The organism is Mesorhizobium sp. BE184 (assembly GCF_031457045.1).
Classification (GTDB): Bacteria; Pseudomonadota; Alphaproteobacteria; order Rhizobiales; family Rhizobiaceae; genus Mesorhizobium.
Genome location: NZ_JAVDVU010000001.1, coordinates 283,386 through 296,580, shown reverse-complemented (window position 1 = coordinate 296,580; position 13,195 = coordinate 283,386). Strand labels below are relative to the sequence as shown.

Here is a 13,195-nt window from a genome sequence, read left to right as displayed (position 1 = left end):
CAGGTGCCGCGGTGAGGACGATCAGCCCGCGTCCTTTGCCCCGGCCGAAGCCTCTTCACGCGGCGCCGCGAAGGGGACGGATGGAGCCCGGATCAACTGCGGTGTCTGGGCGTAGGAAAAGCCGCCGCGTATGTCGCCCATCTTGGCGGCGACGATGCGCATGACCGCCTGCTCCAGCTTGCGGTCATAAGGCGTTTCCGCCGTCGCCTGCGCGGTGACGAGCATGAAAAAGGCCATGCCCGCGAGAAGCCGTGTCATTCTTTTTATTCTCCCTGCCGGATCGTTTCCTAGCAGGTGCGCGTTGAAAAACGGCCAAGAGACAAGGTAAGCATGATGTCAAAAAGGAGCGTAAACAACCCGTTAGAATGGATTTCAGACAATCCGATTCATCAAGCTGGGAAACTGATTCAACGCGCCGGATGCAACGCGCTAGATCGCTTGGCATCCCTTGCAAGCCACAAGCAACCAACCGTCGAGAGCGCATAGACCGTGCTGATCGCCACCTTCAACATCAACAACGTCAACCGGCGGCTGGAGAACCTGACGGCCTGGATGCGGACCCGCAAGCCGGATGTGGTGTGCCTGCAGGAGTTGAAGGCCGATCAGCGGTCGTTCCCCGAACAAGCCATAGCCGAGGCTGGCTATCGCTCGGTCTGGGTGGGGCAGAAGACCTGGAACGGCGTCGCAATCCTGGCCCGCGGTTCAGAGCCGGTGGTCACCAGGACAGAATTGCCGGGCGATCCCGATGACACTCAGGCCCGCTATATCGAGGCAGCGGTGCGCGGAGTCCTCATTGCATCGATCTATGCGCCCAACGGCAACCCGCAACCGGGGCCGAAGTTCGACTACAAGCTTGCCTGGATGAAGCGCCTGCAGGCCCATGCGACCAAGCTCCACAAGTCGGGCGCTCCCATCGTCCTCGCCGGCGATTTCAACGTCGCCCCGACAGAACTCGATATCTACCCGACGAAATCCTGGGATGACGATGCCCTTATCCAGCCGGAAAGCAGGGCCGCATTCAAGAGACTGGTCGGCCGCAGTTGGACCGACGCGCTGCGGACGATCCACCCGGACGAGCGCATTTACACCTTTTGGCACTACATGCGGAACCGTTGGCCGCGCGATGCGGGCTTGCGGCTCGACCATTTGCTGTTGAGCCCTGACCTCGCCGATCGCCTCGAAGACGCTGGCGTCGATCGCGACCTGCGGGGCGAGGAAGGGGCGAGCGACCATGCTCCGGCATGGGTCAGGTTGGCGCGTGCGTAGGTCAGTGCGGATTTAAATCAACCGACAAAGTCGTGATCCCATTTCGAGGAACAACTGTCGGGCGCCTTCGTTGGACCATAATCGCACTTCAGCGATCAGGGAGAGTTTGATGAAGTCCATTCTCACAGCAACACTGTTTTCACTTGCACTGGCGACAACGGCCATGGCGCAGACGAGCGGCTCGGGCAGCAACAACAGCGACACGCCCACGACGGTTAACCCGCCAGCGACACCAAACGCCGGAACGGGAACGCAGACGATGTCCCCTGATGGAAGCATGAAAACCAATAAGACGCCGGAACAGGCGGCAGATTGCATGGATGCAACCAAGGGCACCAACAACAGCATGGCCGCCGATGGCACTAAGAAGCCGGATTGCGCGGCCAAGTAGGCTGCATGATCGCTCTATCGGGGCGCCCAAATGGGCGCCTCGATAATTTTCAAGCGGCTGCGGCACCAACTTTCACAATGCTCCAGGCGACCAGTTCCGGCAGCGCCAGGCAGCCGAAATTTACCACTAAAATACAATAAATATTGTGCGCTTATGCGCGCTGGGCGCTGGTGGAGTGGCCAAGCGCGGAAAAGACGGTGTGCACGATGCCCGTCGAGTCGAGCCCGGCATCGACATACATCTTCTCGGGCTTGGCGTGGTCGACGAAAGCGTCCGGCAGGATAAGCGGACGAACTTTCAGGCCGCTTTCCAGAAGCCCTTCATGCGCCAGGAATTGCAGGACATGACTGGCGAAACCACCGACCGAGCCTTCTTCCACCGTCACCAGTATCTCATGCGATCGAGCCAGCCGGCGGATCAGATCCTCGTCGAGCGGCTTGGCGAAGCGCGCGTCGGCAACCGTCGTCGATAGCCCGGCGGCGCCGAGTTCCTCGGCGGCGAGAAGGCAATCCTGAAGCCGCGTGCCGAATGACAGGAGCGCGACCTTGGTGCCTTCCCTCAGCACCCTGCCCCTGCCGATTTCCAGCACCGACCCGCGTTCCGGCATGTCGACGCCGACGCCGTTGCCGCGCGGATAGCGGAAGGAAATCGGGCCTTCATCATAGGCCGCGGCGGTGCGGACCATGTGCTTGAGTTCGGCCTCATCGGCGGCGGCCATGACCACGAAACCGGGAAGCAGGGCGAGATAAGCGGTGTCGAAGGCGCCGCAATGCGTCGGTCCATCGGCGCCGACAAAACCTGCCCTGTCGATCGGGAACCGCACCGGCAGCTTCTGGATCGCGACGTCATGGACGACCTGGTCGTAGGCGCGCTGCAAAAAGGTGGAATAGATCGTGGCGAAGGGCTTGTAGCCCTCGGTGGCGAGGCCTGCCGCGAAGGTGACGGCATGCTGCTCGGCGATGCCGACATCGAAAGTCCGTTCGGGAAAGGCATCGCCGAACAGGTCGAGGCCGGTGCCGGAAGGCATGGCGGCGGTGACGGCGACGATTTTCTCGTCCTCGCGCGCTTCCTGGATCAGGCTTTCGGCGAACACCCTGGTGTAGCTCGGCGCATTGGCGGGCGCCTTGGCCTGCGCGCCGGTGACGACGTCGAATTTGTTGACGCCATGGTATTTGTCGGCGGCCGCTTCGGCGGGCGCATAGCCTTTGCCCTTCTGCGTCACGATATGGATCAGCACCGGGCCGTCGCCATTGTCGCGGACATTCTTGAGGACAGGAACCAGATGCTCGAGATTGTGACCATCGATGGGGCCGATATGGTAGAAGCCCAGCTCCTCGAACATGGTGCCGCCGGTGACATAGCCGCGCGCGTGCTCGACAGCGCGCTTGATGGCCCGGTCGGCGCGCTTGCCGAGATAAGCGGTCAGCTTCTTGCCGAAATCGCGCAGCCCGAGATAGGCGCGGCCGGAGGCGAGACGCGCCAGATAGGCGCTCATCGCGCCGGTGGGCGGCGCAATCGACATGTCGTTGTCGTTGAGGATGACGATCAGCCGCGCGTCGAGAGCGCCGGCATTGTTCATCGCCTCGTAGGCCATGCCGGCTGACATGGCGCCGTCGCCGATGACCGCGATGACGTTGTTCTTGCCGCCCGACAGGTCGCGCGCCACGGCCATGCCGAGGCCGGCGGAGATGGAGGTCGACGAGTGCGCCGCGCCGAACGGATCGTATTCGCTCTCGGCGCGCTTGGTGAAGCCGGAAAGGCCGCCCTCCTGCCGCAAGGTGCGGATGCGGTCGCGGCGGCCGGTCAGGATCTTGTGCGGATAGGCCTGATGGCCGACGTCCCAGATCAGCCGGTCGTCGGGCGTGTTGAAGACGTAGTGCAGCGCCACCGTCAGTTCGACGACGCCGAGGCCCGCGCCGAGATGGCCTCCCGTGTGGGAGACCGCATCGATCAGTTCCGCCCGCAATTCGGCCGCAAGCTGCGGCAGATCGCTCTCATCAAGCGATCGCAGGTCGGCAGGAATGCGGACCTTGTCGAGAAGCGGCGTTTCAGGTTTCGGGCTCAATTCAATATGCCTGTGCTACCCATGCGAAATAGGACGGCTGGCCGGCAAAGTAAATGCGCGGCGGTGACGCGGCTCAGCTTTCGGGCAGCGGGATGAACTCTTCCTCGTCGCCCGGAACGATGTCGAAACGGCCGGTTTTCCACTCATTCTTGGCCTGTTCGATGCGCTCCTTCGAAGAGGACACGAAATTCCACCAGATGTAGCGCTTCGAACCGAGAGACGCGCCACCGAAGAGCATGAAATGCGCGCCCGATTGCGACGAAACGACGATCTCGTCGCCGGGACGGAAGACAAGCAGCCGCTCGGCGGGGAAAACATCCCCGGAAATCGACACCTCGCCTTCCAGCGTATAGATGGCGCGCTCCTCGGCATCGGCCGGTATCTGAACGCGGGCGCCGGGCGAGAGCCGCATATCGGCATAGAGCGTTTCGGAAGCAGCGCGCACCGGCGATTTCAACCCGCCGAACTCTCCAATGACGACACGGCCCCTGACGCCCTCGGCGTCGAACTCGGGCAGCGTGGCGCTGGCGGTATTCTCGAAGACGGGAGCGACCTCTTCCTTGCCGTCCGGCAAGGCCAGCCACGTCTGCAGGCCCGAAACCGACATCGGCGCGCAGCGCAGTTCCTCCGGGGTGCGTTCGGAATGCACGATGCCGCGGCCGGCGGTCATCAAATTCACGTCGCCGGGTTCGATGACCATTTCGGTGCCGAGCGAATCGCGGTGCCTGATCTTGCCGTCGAACAGATAGGTGACGGTGGACAGGCCGATATGCGGGTGCGGGCGCACGTCCAGCGCCTGCCCGGCGCGCAGGATGGCAGGCCCCATGCGGTCGAAGAAAATGAACGGGCCGACAAGCCTGCGGCGCGCCGTCGGCAGCGCACGGCGGACCTGGAAACCGTCAATGTCGCGCGCGTTGGGGATGACCATCAGTTCGATCTGGTCGCTGGCAAACGCATCGCCCGCATGCGGGTCGTTTCCGGGGAAGAAGCTCATGGCCGATCAGGAATCCTCGAAGACGATCTTGGGAAAGCGCTGCGCCGACTTCGCCCGCGCCCTGGCGGCGACTTCCTCGCGGTCGCGGGGGTGCTGCGTCGTCTCCAGGGAATCCAGCAGTTGGCGGGCCGACGCGGCAACCGCATCGACAGCCCGGTCGAAAACATCCTGGTTTTTCTTCGATGGATGCGTGGTTCCGCTCAACTTGCGCACGAATTGAAGCGCGGCGTCGCGAACCTCATCGTCCGTCGCCGGCGGATCGAAATTGAACAGCGTCCTGATGTTGCGGCACATCGCTGAACCTCCTTCGGTCTTTGCTATTCCGCGTCCAGGGGCTCGGTTCCAACCGGCCGGCCTTCGCGTGAGAGGCGTATTTTCTCAACCTTGTCCTCGGCGGACTTCAGCAGGCGGTCGCAATGCGCCTTCAGCGCCTCGCCACGCTCATAGATGCGGATCGACTGGTCGAGCGGCACGTCGCCGCGCTCCAGATCATCGACGATCTTCTCCAGCGCATCGAGCGCCTGCTCGAAACTCATCGCCTTGACATCCTCGTTCGGCTCGTCGGCCATTTCCTATCCTTTCATGAGACGCCCGACATGGGCCGCAACGGAGAACGCCAGCCCCTGCAGATCATAACCGCCTTCCAGCAGGCTGACGAGGCGGTTGGATGAATGGCGGGCAGCGCGTTCCATCAATTGCCCGGTGGCCCAGTCGAAATCGTCTTCGGTGAGATTGATCTCAGCCAGCGGGTCGCGGTGGTGCGCGTCGAAGCCGGCCGAAATGATGATGAGATCGGGGCAGAAGGCGTCCAGCGACGGCAGCACGCGCGACAGCAGGGCGTCACGGAACTGCTCGCTGCCGGTTTGCGGCGCCAGCGGTGCGTTGACGATATTGCCGGCGCCGGTCTCGGTCTTGGCCCCGGTGCCCGGATAGAGCGGCATCTGGTGGGTCGAGCAGTACAGAACCGTAGGATCGTCCCAGAAGATATCCTGCGTGCCGTTGCCGTGGTGGACATCCCAATCGACGATCGCCACCCGCTCGGCGCCGTGTTTCGCCTGCGCGTGGCGGGCGGCAATGGCGGCGTGATTGAACAGGCAAAAGCCCATGGCCGTGGTTTTCTCGGCATGGTGGCCGGGAGGCCGCGAAGCGACGAACACGTTGGCCGCCCTGCCCTCGAAGACGTCGTCCACCGCGGCATTGGCGGCACCGATTGCCGTCAGCGTCGCCTGCCAGCTTTTCGGGCTCGCCACAGTGTCGGCATCGAGGCTGGCCAGTCCGGCTTGCGGGATCGCGGCGCGCACGCTTTCGACGAACTGCTCCGGATGGACGCGCAGGATCGACTGTTCGTCGCCCATCGGGGCTTCGACCCGGTCAAGCGCGGCGAAACCTTCCTCATCCAGCGCCCGGCTTATCGCACGAAGGCGGTCCGGCCGCTCCGGGTGGCCGGGCGGGGTGAGATGCTCCAGGTAGATGGGATGCGTGTAGAGACGGGTAACCATTGCCCTAACATAGAGCGCCGAAACCGGCCCCGCCATGCAAACGCGCAATTCGGCTGGGGAAAGTCGCGCGTAAAAACCCGACGCGGCCCTGTTCACGCAAAGCAGCGGCAGCTATCCTCGTTTCGCTGCCAGGTGCCCGCCGCAAGGCGGGAGAATCGGGAACACGGTTGAAATCCGTGGCGTGCCCAGCGCTGTAAGGGGGACCATTCCGGTCAATGCCACTGCCTTTCAGGCGGGAAGGCGCCGGAGCGGGATGAACCCAAGCCAGAAGACCGGCCCGGCAGACATGGTCCCCCGCATGGACGGGCGGGGCGACTTGCTGCCGATCGCGAGGGGACAAGCGATGTTCGCCACTCATACTCCCGTTAATGCCGTCGACGCCGCCGCCAGACCCGCTTTCGACGACGCGGATCGCGAGGCCGTCTATCGGGCGATTTTCACCCGCCGCGATGTTCGCTCCGATTTCACGGATGAGCCTGTCGACGATCCGACCCTGGCGCGGATCCTCAACGCGGCGCATCACGCGCCTTCCGTCGGCTTCATGCAGCCATGGAATTTCATCGTCATCCGCGACCGGGCCATGCGCGAGCAGGTCCGCGACCTGTTCCTGAAGGCACGCGGCGAAGAAGCCGCGCACATCGCCGGGGACAGGCAGGCGCTTTACCGGAAGTTGCGGCTTGAGGGGATTTGCGAGAGCGCGCTCAACCTCTGCGTCACCTGCGATCGCGAGCGCGCACGGGATTCGCCGCTCGGGCGCTGGCACAATCCCGAGATGGACGTGTTCAGCACAGTCTGCGCGGTGCAGAATTTGTGGCTGTCGGCGCGCACTGAGGGCATCGGCGTCGGCTGGGTGAGCATTCTCGACACAACGGCGCTAAAATCGCTGCTGTCGATCCCGAACCATGTCGTTCCGGTGGCTTATCTTTGCGTCGGTCGGGTGCCGGAATTCGCTCCTCGGCCTGAGCTGGAAACCAAGGGCTGGCGAAGCCGCCTGTCGCCATCCCAACTCGTCATGAGCGAACGTTTTGGCGGTGAAGGCGAAGGCCAACTCAAGGTGGCAATCGACAAGCTGACCCGGTAATCGCGCATTAAAGATCAGATGATTTCCGTGCTGGTGATGCGCAGCCCGAAACCTTCCAGCCCGACGAAATGCCGCTCGCGGGAGGCGAGAAGGTTGATCGAGGAAATGCCGAGGTCCTTCAGTATCTGGGCGCCAAGGCCGATCTCACGCCATTCGTTTTCACGGCGGCGGGCTTCGTCATGGTCCTCGCGTTCGCCGGCGACCGGCCGGTTCCTGTCCTGGTGGGCGACGCCGACCGAGCCTTCGCGCAGATAGACGATGACGCCACGCTTGCGCTCGCCCATGGAACGCACGATCTCGTCGAGCTTGTGCGTGGTGCCGAAGACGTCGGCGACGACATTCTCCGAATGCAGCCGCACCGGCACGTCCTCGCCGTCGCGGATGTCGCCGAAGACGATGGCGACGTGGTCCATGACGTCCCATGGCAGCGTGTAGGTGAAGACCTTGGCCGGGCCGCCCAGCGTCTCGATATCGAAACAGGCGACGCGCTCGACCAGCGTTTCCTGGCGCTGGCGGTAGGCGATAAGATCGGCCACCGAGACCTGCTTCAGCCCGTGCTCCTCGGCGAAAGCGGCGACTTGCGGGCCGCGCTTGACGGTGCCGTCATCATTGACCAGTTCGGATATGACGCCGACCGGCGGCAGGCCGGCCAGCTTGCACAGATCGACAGCCGCTTCCGTATGGCCCGAGCGCATCAGCACGCCGCCTTCGCGCGCGATCAGCGGGAAAATATGGCCGGGGCGCACGAAATCCGCGCCGCCGACATTGCCGTTGGCCAGGTTGCGGACGGTCAGCGTGCGGTCCTCGGCGGAGATGCCGGTCGTGGTGCCATGTTTGAAATCCACGGACACGGTGAAAGCCGTGGTGTGGGCGGAATCATTGTCCGCCACCATCGGCGCGAGGTTCAGCCGCCTTGCGTCTTCCTTCAACATCGGCGTGCAGACGATGCCGGATGTATGGCGCACGATGAAGGCCATCTTTTCCGGCGTGCAGTGAACGGCGGCGACGATCAGATCGCCCTCGTTCTCGCGCCCGTCGTCGTCCATCACCACGACGATCTCGCCGCGCTCGAACGCGCGCACGGCTTCGACGATCTTCTTCTGGTCGTAAGGCATCAGAGCGGCAGTCGGCAGTCGGCAGTCGGCAGTCGGAACATGATTGATCTTTTGCTCACTCTTGGTCCTCCAGCCTGACTTTCCGTTGAGCCGGGAAATCGACTGCCGATTGCCGATTGCCGACTGCCTCGTTCCCCACCTGTCCCCGATGCCGCAGATAATGATCAGCGATGGCGCAGGCGACCATCGCCTCGCCGATCGGCACGGCGCGGATGCCGACGCAGGGGTCGTGGCGGCCCTTGGTCATGACATCCACGTCCTTGCCGTCCTTGTCGATCGACTTGCGCGGCGTCAGGATCGACGAGGTCGGCTTGACGGCGAAGCGCGCGATCACCGGCTGGCCGGTGGAAATGCCGCCGAGGATGCCGCCGGCATGATTGGACAGGAAGACCGGCTTGCCGTCGTTGCCCATGCGCATCTCGTCGGCGTTCTGCTCGCCGGTGATGCGGGCGGCCTCGAACCCGTTGCCGATCTCGACGCCCTTGACCGCGTTGATCGACATCAGGCCGGAGGCGATGTCCTGGTCGAGCTTGGCATAGATCGGCGCGCCCAGCCCCGCCGGCACGCCTTCCGCGACAATCTCGATCACCGCTCCGACCGACGAGCCGGCCTTGCGAATGCCGTCGAGATAGTCGGCGAAGACCCGGACAGACTTCGCATCCGGCGTGAAGAACGGGTTTTCCGCGTCCTCGACGAAATTCCAGTTCCAGTTGGCGCGATCGATCGATTTCTCGCCCATCGAGATCAGCGCCCCGCGCACGACAAGTCCCGGCACGACCTTGCGCGCCAATGCACCCGCCGCCACCCGCGCCGCCGTCTCGCGCGCCGAGGAACGGCCGCCGCCGCGATGGTCGCGGATGCCGTATTTCGTCTCATAGGTGTAGTCGGCATGACCCGGACGGAACTGGCGGGCGATTTCGCCATAGTCTTTCGAGCGCTGATCGACATTCTCGATCAGCATGGAAACCGGCGTTCCGGTGGTGATCATGGTCTCGCCGTCATCGTCCGTGACGAAGCCGGACAGGACCTTCACCTCATCCGGCTCGCGCCGCTGGGTGACGAAGCGCGATTGGCCGGGCCGGCGCCGGTCCAGCTCGGCCTGGATATCGGCGCGCGTGAAGCGGATGCCGGGCGGGCAGCCGTCGACGACGCAGCCAAGGGCCGGGCCGTGGCTCTCGCCCCAGGTGGTCACGCGAAACAGGTGGCCGAAGGTGTTGTGAGACATTGGTTCAAGCGCCCCGCCGGCAGCCGGCCGGTTTACCAACGCCTTCTATTTGCGTTTCCCGCGAGGGTCAATTTGTCATACACATGATAGCCGGTTGTGATCTGCCGGATTAAGTTTTGACACATTCTGTTGGTTTCTGATCTGCTCCGTTCATCGCCAAATTGTCCTTTCGCTCCACGCGAAGGAAATAAAAACAAGAGGGCTTTCATGCGTATGCTGATTGGCGCGGTTGCCGCCACGTTTTTGCTTTCGACCGCCGCCTTCGCCGGCCAGACCGAGGGCCATATCCAGAAGATCGACAAGGAAAACCTGACGCTGACGCTGGACGACGGCAAGACCTACAAGATGAATCCCGAGATGGATGTCGAAGCGCTGAAGGAAGGCATGGACATCGTCATTGCCTTCGACGTGACGGATGGCGAGAACGTCATCACCGACATGACCCTGTCGGAGTAGCGGCGGGACCGGACGGCCCGGCCACCACAAATCCAGCCTACACCCACTCCAGTCGGTCGCCGCTCAGCCGCAAGATGCGGTCCTGCGGCACTTCCAGCGCCGCGGCTTCGCTTTTCGGCATCTTGCCGATCAGCCGGAACAGCGCGCGGACAATGCCGCCATGGGTCACGCACACGGTCGGGGCGCTCAGCGCCTCGTACCAGGGCCGTATCCGCTGCAGCAGCATCTCGTAGCTTTCCGCGCCCGCGCCCGGCGGCAGGAAATCCCATTTGTAGTGGAATCTGCCATGCGTCGAACCCGGCTGGCGCGCCTCGAGTTCGGCCATGGTGAAGCCTTGCCAATCGCCGAAATTGATCTCCACCAGACGTGGATCGGTGCGGTAGCCTGTGGGGTCGAGGCCCATGGCGGTACGGGCCAGTTCCATTGTCTGGCGGGTGCGCAGCATCGGGCTGGCGACGAAGTCGAATCCCTGCGGATCGGGGATCTGCGCCGACAGCTTGTGTCCGTTGGCGCTCGCCTGCTCGCGCCCCAGCGCATTCAGTTCGGTGTCGGCCTGCCCCTGCAGCCGGAACTCTGCGTTCCAGGCCGTTTGGCCGTGGCGAACGATGTAAACGATGGGAGGCATTGCACTGACAGATTGGAGGGACGGTCCGGCCTAGGACCTAATCCTTGACGACGGAAATGTCGGGCGCGTCCACGGCCTTCATGCCGACGACGTGGTAGCCCGAATCGACGTGGTGCACCTCGCCGGTGACGCCGCGCGACAGGTCGGAGAGGAAATACATGCCCGAATCGCCGACTTCTTCCGGGGTCACGGTGCGCTTCAACGGCGAATTGTATTCGTTCCACTTGAGGATATAGCGGAAGTCGCCGATGCCGGACGCGGCAAGCGTCTTGATCGGGCCGGCCGAGATGGCGTTGACACGGATGCCCTTGGCGCCGAGATCGACGGCAAGATAGCGCACGCTCGCCTCAAGCGCCGCCTTGGCGACGCCCATGACGTTGTAATGCGGCATCACTTTTTCGGCGCCGTAATAGGTCAGCGTCAGCAGCGAGCCGCCGTCGGTCATCAGCGCCTCGGCGCGCTTGGCGACCGTGGTGAAGGAGAACACCGAAATGTCCATGGTGCGCAGGAAGTTGTCGCGCGTCGTCTCGACATAGCGGCCCGTCAGTTCCTCCTTGTCGGAGAAGGCGATGGCGTGAACGAGGAAATCGAGCTTGCCCCAGCGCTTGGCGACATCGGCGAAAACCGCGTCCAGGCTTTCGGGGTCGGTGACGTCGCAATGGCCGGCGACATGGGCGCCAAGCTCCGCGGCCAGCGGCTCGACGCGCTTCTTGAACGCCTCGCCCTGATAGGTCAGCGCAATCTCGGCACCCTGGTCGGCGCAGGATTTCGCGATGCCATAGGCAATGGAGCGATTGTTGGCGACGCCCAGTATGAGGCCGCGCTTGCCGGCCATAAGCCCTTGTCCACCCGCCATGTGAGCGTCTCCGAACGAATTTTCTGGTTGGACAGCCTATCGCACAGGCTTACCGAGCCTTCAAGCGCGACAGGCGGGAGGCTGCGAACGAAAAGCTCAATCTTTCCAGTTTCGAACCAGATTTTCGAGGTCGGGACTGCCGCCTTCGGGCAGCATCAGGCGGACATGCGCATAGAGATCGCCATGGCCGCCGGCCTTCTGCGGCAGGCCCCTGCCCCGGATGCGCAACACCTTGTCCGAACTCGAATTGGCCGGCACGTTGACGGCGATCCTGCCGGTCGGCGTCTCGACCGCGACCTTGGCGCCCAGCACGGCATCCTTGAGCGGCACGGGCAAATCCGCGTGCAGGTCGCGTCCATCGACGCGGTAGCGGGGATGGCTGCGCAGATGGATTTTCACCAGCGCGTCGCCGGGCTGGCCGTAGCCCTGCTCGCCCTGGCCTTTCAGCCGGATCGTCTGGCCGTCCTCGACATAGGCGGGAAGCTTGACGGCGATCTTGCGGCCATCCGGGAACATCGCCGTGACCTTGGGCGCCGTGGCGGCTTCCTCGACGGTGATGGGGAGCGTCACATTGATGTCGTTGCCGGCGGGAGCCTGTCGGCGGCGCTCGCCGGGCCTGGCGCCCCCACCCATGCCGCCGGGCTGCTGCTGCGCGAACGCATCGCCGAAAATGTGGCTGAAAATGTCGGCGCCGCCGAAATCGCCGCCCGGCCCGCTGCGGAATTCGAAGCGCTGCCCGCCGGGGCCGGCCTGCGATTGCCTGAAACCGGCGAACGGGTCGCCGCCGGCGCCTTCGAAGCCCTGGAAGCGCTGCTTGCCGTCGGCGTCGATCTCGCCACGGTCGAACGCCGCCCGGTTCTTGTCGTCGCCGAGGATTTCATAGGCCTGGTTGGCCGCGGCAAAGCGGTCCTTCGCCTTCGGATCGTCCGGATTCTGGTCCGGATGATGCTTCTTGGCGAGCTTGCGGTAGGCCGATTTTATGTCTTTGGCCGAGGCGTTCTTGGCAACGCCCAGCACCTCATAGGGGTCGCGCATGCATCCTGCCTGCAAATGGGAACGGGATCAGTTGCACCCTATATGCGCCTGCATAGGAAGAAATTCCAGTGTTTGAGGGCGTCATACCCCAGGAAAATCGCCGCTACAGGTTCAAAGTGCCTTGAACTCGTCCAGCCGCCAGGCGCCTTCGGAAATCAGGCAGGCGCGGCCATAGAACATCGCCACGCCATCGAAGCTTTCACGCGAAGCGCTGAAGCGGCGGCAGAGGACCCCGGTATCCTTGGTTTCGGCCAGTTCGTTGATCGATCCGCGCGAACCGGTGCCGGGGTTGGCCCAGGGAATGGCCTTGCCGCCCAGGCTTTCGATGTCAGCCGAGGAAACCGCATTGCGGATGGTCGCCTGATCGGCAGTGAAATTGGCATCCGCCGTTTCCGCGGCGGGCGTGGCGCTGGTCAGGATGGAATGATCCACCTCCGCCTTGTCGAGGCTGAAGCCGCCAACGCCGCAGCCGGTGAGCTGCAGCACCGCGAAGAACAGCACCGTCCCCGACGTGGCCCAGGATGCGCCGTCACGCAATCGGCGAAGAGTTTGCGCGATGCGCGGCAACCGGCAATCTCCACTGACAG

Annotated in this window: 16 protein-coding genes and 1 riboswitch; of the genes, 4 read left to right on the top strand and 12 right to left on the bottom strand. The window is 63.7% G+C overall.

Features of this window, described 5'->3' with window-relative positions:
* Positions 1–21: 21 nt before the first annotated feature.
* Positions 22–258 carry a hypothetical protein gene (locus J2X35_RS01420; RefSeq protein WP_056107712.1) on the bottom strand — a complete coding sequence of 79 codons (237 nt, stop codon included), beginning with the start codon at positions 256–258 and terminating at the stop codon, positions 22–24.
* 231 nt (positions 259–489) lie between these two features.
* Between J2X35_RS01420 and xth the strand changes: the two genes are divergently transcribed.
* Positions 490–1,266, top strand: coding sequence for an exodeoxyribonuclease III (xth, locus tag J2X35_RS01415; protein WP_310180452.1), 777 nt, complete (start codon positions 490–492; stop codon positions 1,264–1,266).
* A gap of 109 nt (positions 1,267–1,375) precedes the next feature.
* The gene (locus J2X35_RS01410) at positions 1,376–1,657 is read left to right on the top strand and encodes a hypothetical protein (protein ID WP_310180451.1); all 282 of its coding nucleotides are present in this window, start codon (positions 1,376–1,378) and stop codon (positions 1,655–1,657) included.
* A gap of 151 nt (positions 1,658–1,808) precedes the next feature.
* Here the strand turns inward: J2X35_RS01410 and dxs are convergent, their stop codons facing one another.
* The 5 genes from dxs to J2X35_RS01385 all read right to left on the bottom strand — a co-directional run bounded on the left by dxs (position 1,809) and on the right by J2X35_RS01385 (position 6,215).
* Positions 1,809–3,722, bottom strand: coding sequence for a 1-deoxy-D-xylulose-5-phosphate synthase (gene dxs, locus J2X35_RS01405; RefSeq protein WP_310180450.1), 1,914 nt, complete (start codon positions 3,720–3,722; stop codon positions 1,809–1,811).
* Positions 3,723–3,795: 73 nt separating this feature from the next.
* Complete coding sequence (locus tag J2X35_RS01400; RefSeq protein ID WP_310180449.1) at positions 3,796–4,716, bottom strand: pirin family protein; 921 nt, start codon at positions 4,714–4,716, stop codon at positions 3,796–3,798.
* 6 nt (positions 4,717–4,722) lie between these two features.
* On the bottom strand, positions 4,723–5,010 hold the full coding sequence (locus J2X35_RS01395; protein ID WP_310180448.1) for a DUF2277 domain-containing protein: 288 nt from the start codon (positions 5,008–5,010) through the stop codon (positions 4,723–4,725).
* A 23-nt stretch (positions 5,011–5,033) separates the two neighbouring features.
* Positions 5,034–5,285, bottom strand: coding sequence for an exodeoxyribonuclease VII small subunit (locus J2X35_RS01390; RefSeq protein ID WP_056107698.1), 252 nt, complete (start codon positions 5,283–5,285; stop codon positions 5,034–5,036).
* 3 nt (positions 5,286–5,288) lie between these two features.
* Positions 5,289–6,215 carry a histone deacetylase family protein gene (locus J2X35_RS01385; RefSeq protein WP_310183688.1) on the bottom strand — a complete coding sequence of 309 codons (927 nt, stop codon included), beginning with the start codon at positions 6,213–6,215 and terminating at the stop codon, positions 5,289–5,291.
* A 113-nt stretch (positions 6,216–6,328) separates the two neighbouring features.
* A riboswitch (cobalamin riboswitch) is annotated at positions 6,329–6,511 on the top strand.
* A 47-nt stretch (positions 6,512–6,558) separates the two neighbouring features.
* On the opposite strand from J2X35_RS01385, the gene bluB reads away from it, so the two are divergent.
* Positions 6,559–7,296 (top strand): 5,6-dimethylbenzimidazole synthase, encoded by a 738-nt coding sequence (bluB, locus tag J2X35_RS01380; RefSeq protein WP_310180447.1) that lies wholly within the window; start codon positions 6,559–6,561, stop codon positions 7,294–7,296.
* Between the two features lie 14 nt (positions 7,297–7,310).
* Here the strand turns inward: bluB and ribB are convergent, their stop codons facing one another.
* Together ribB and aroC are read right to left on the bottom strand one after the other, a co-directional pair.
* Entirely contained in the window at positions 7,311–8,411 is a 1,101-nt protein-coding gene (gene ribB, locus J2X35_RS01375; protein WP_056107688.1) for a 3,4-dihydroxy-2-butanone-4-phosphate synthase, read from the bottom strand.
* 55 nt (positions 8,412–8,466) lie between these two features.
* Positions 8,467–9,636 carry a chorismate synthase gene (gene aroC / locus J2X35_RS01370; RefSeq protein ID WP_310180446.1) on the bottom strand — a complete coding sequence of 390 codons (1,170 nt, stop codon included), beginning with the start codon at positions 9,634–9,636 and terminating at the stop codon, positions 8,467–8,469.
* A 207-nt stretch (positions 9,637–9,843) separates the two neighbouring features.
* On the opposite strand from aroC, the gene J2X35_RS01365 reads away from it, so the two are divergent.
* Positions 9,844–10,092, top strand: coding sequence for a DUF1344 domain-containing protein (locus J2X35_RS01365; protein WP_056107682.1), 249 nt, complete (start codon positions 9,844–9,846; stop codon positions 10,090–10,092).
* 37 nt (positions 10,093–10,129) lie between these two features.
* On the opposite strand, the gene J2X35_RS01360 is transcribed toward J2X35_RS01365, so the two are convergent.
* The 4 genes from J2X35_RS01360 to J2X35_RS01345 all read right to left on the bottom strand — a co-directional run bounded on the left by J2X35_RS01360 (position 10,130) and on the right by J2X35_RS01345 (position 13,175).
* Positions 10,130–10,717, bottom strand: a complete 588-nt coding sequence (locus tag J2X35_RS01360) for a histidine phosphatase family protein (protein ID WP_310180445.1) — start codon at positions 10,715–10,717, stop codon at positions 10,130–10,132.
* A gap of 37 nt (positions 10,718–10,754) precedes the next feature.
* Complete coding sequence (gene fabI / locus J2X35_RS01355; protein WP_310180444.1) at positions 10,755–11,573, bottom strand: enoyl-ACP reductase FabI; 819 nt, start codon at positions 11,571–11,573, stop codon at positions 10,755–10,757.
* Between the two features lie 96 nt (positions 11,574–11,669).
* Entirely contained in the window at positions 11,670–12,608 is a 939-nt protein-coding gene (locus tag J2X35_RS01350; RefSeq protein WP_310180443.1) for a J domain-containing protein, read from the bottom strand.
* A gap of 111 nt (positions 12,609–12,719) precedes the next feature.
* Positions 12,720–13,175, bottom strand: a complete 456-nt coding sequence (locus J2X35_RS01345) for an RT0821/Lpp0805 family surface protein (RefSeq protein WP_310180442.1) — start codon at positions 13,173–13,175, stop codon at positions 12,720–12,722.
* Positions 13,176–13,195 lie beyond the last annotated feature (20 nt).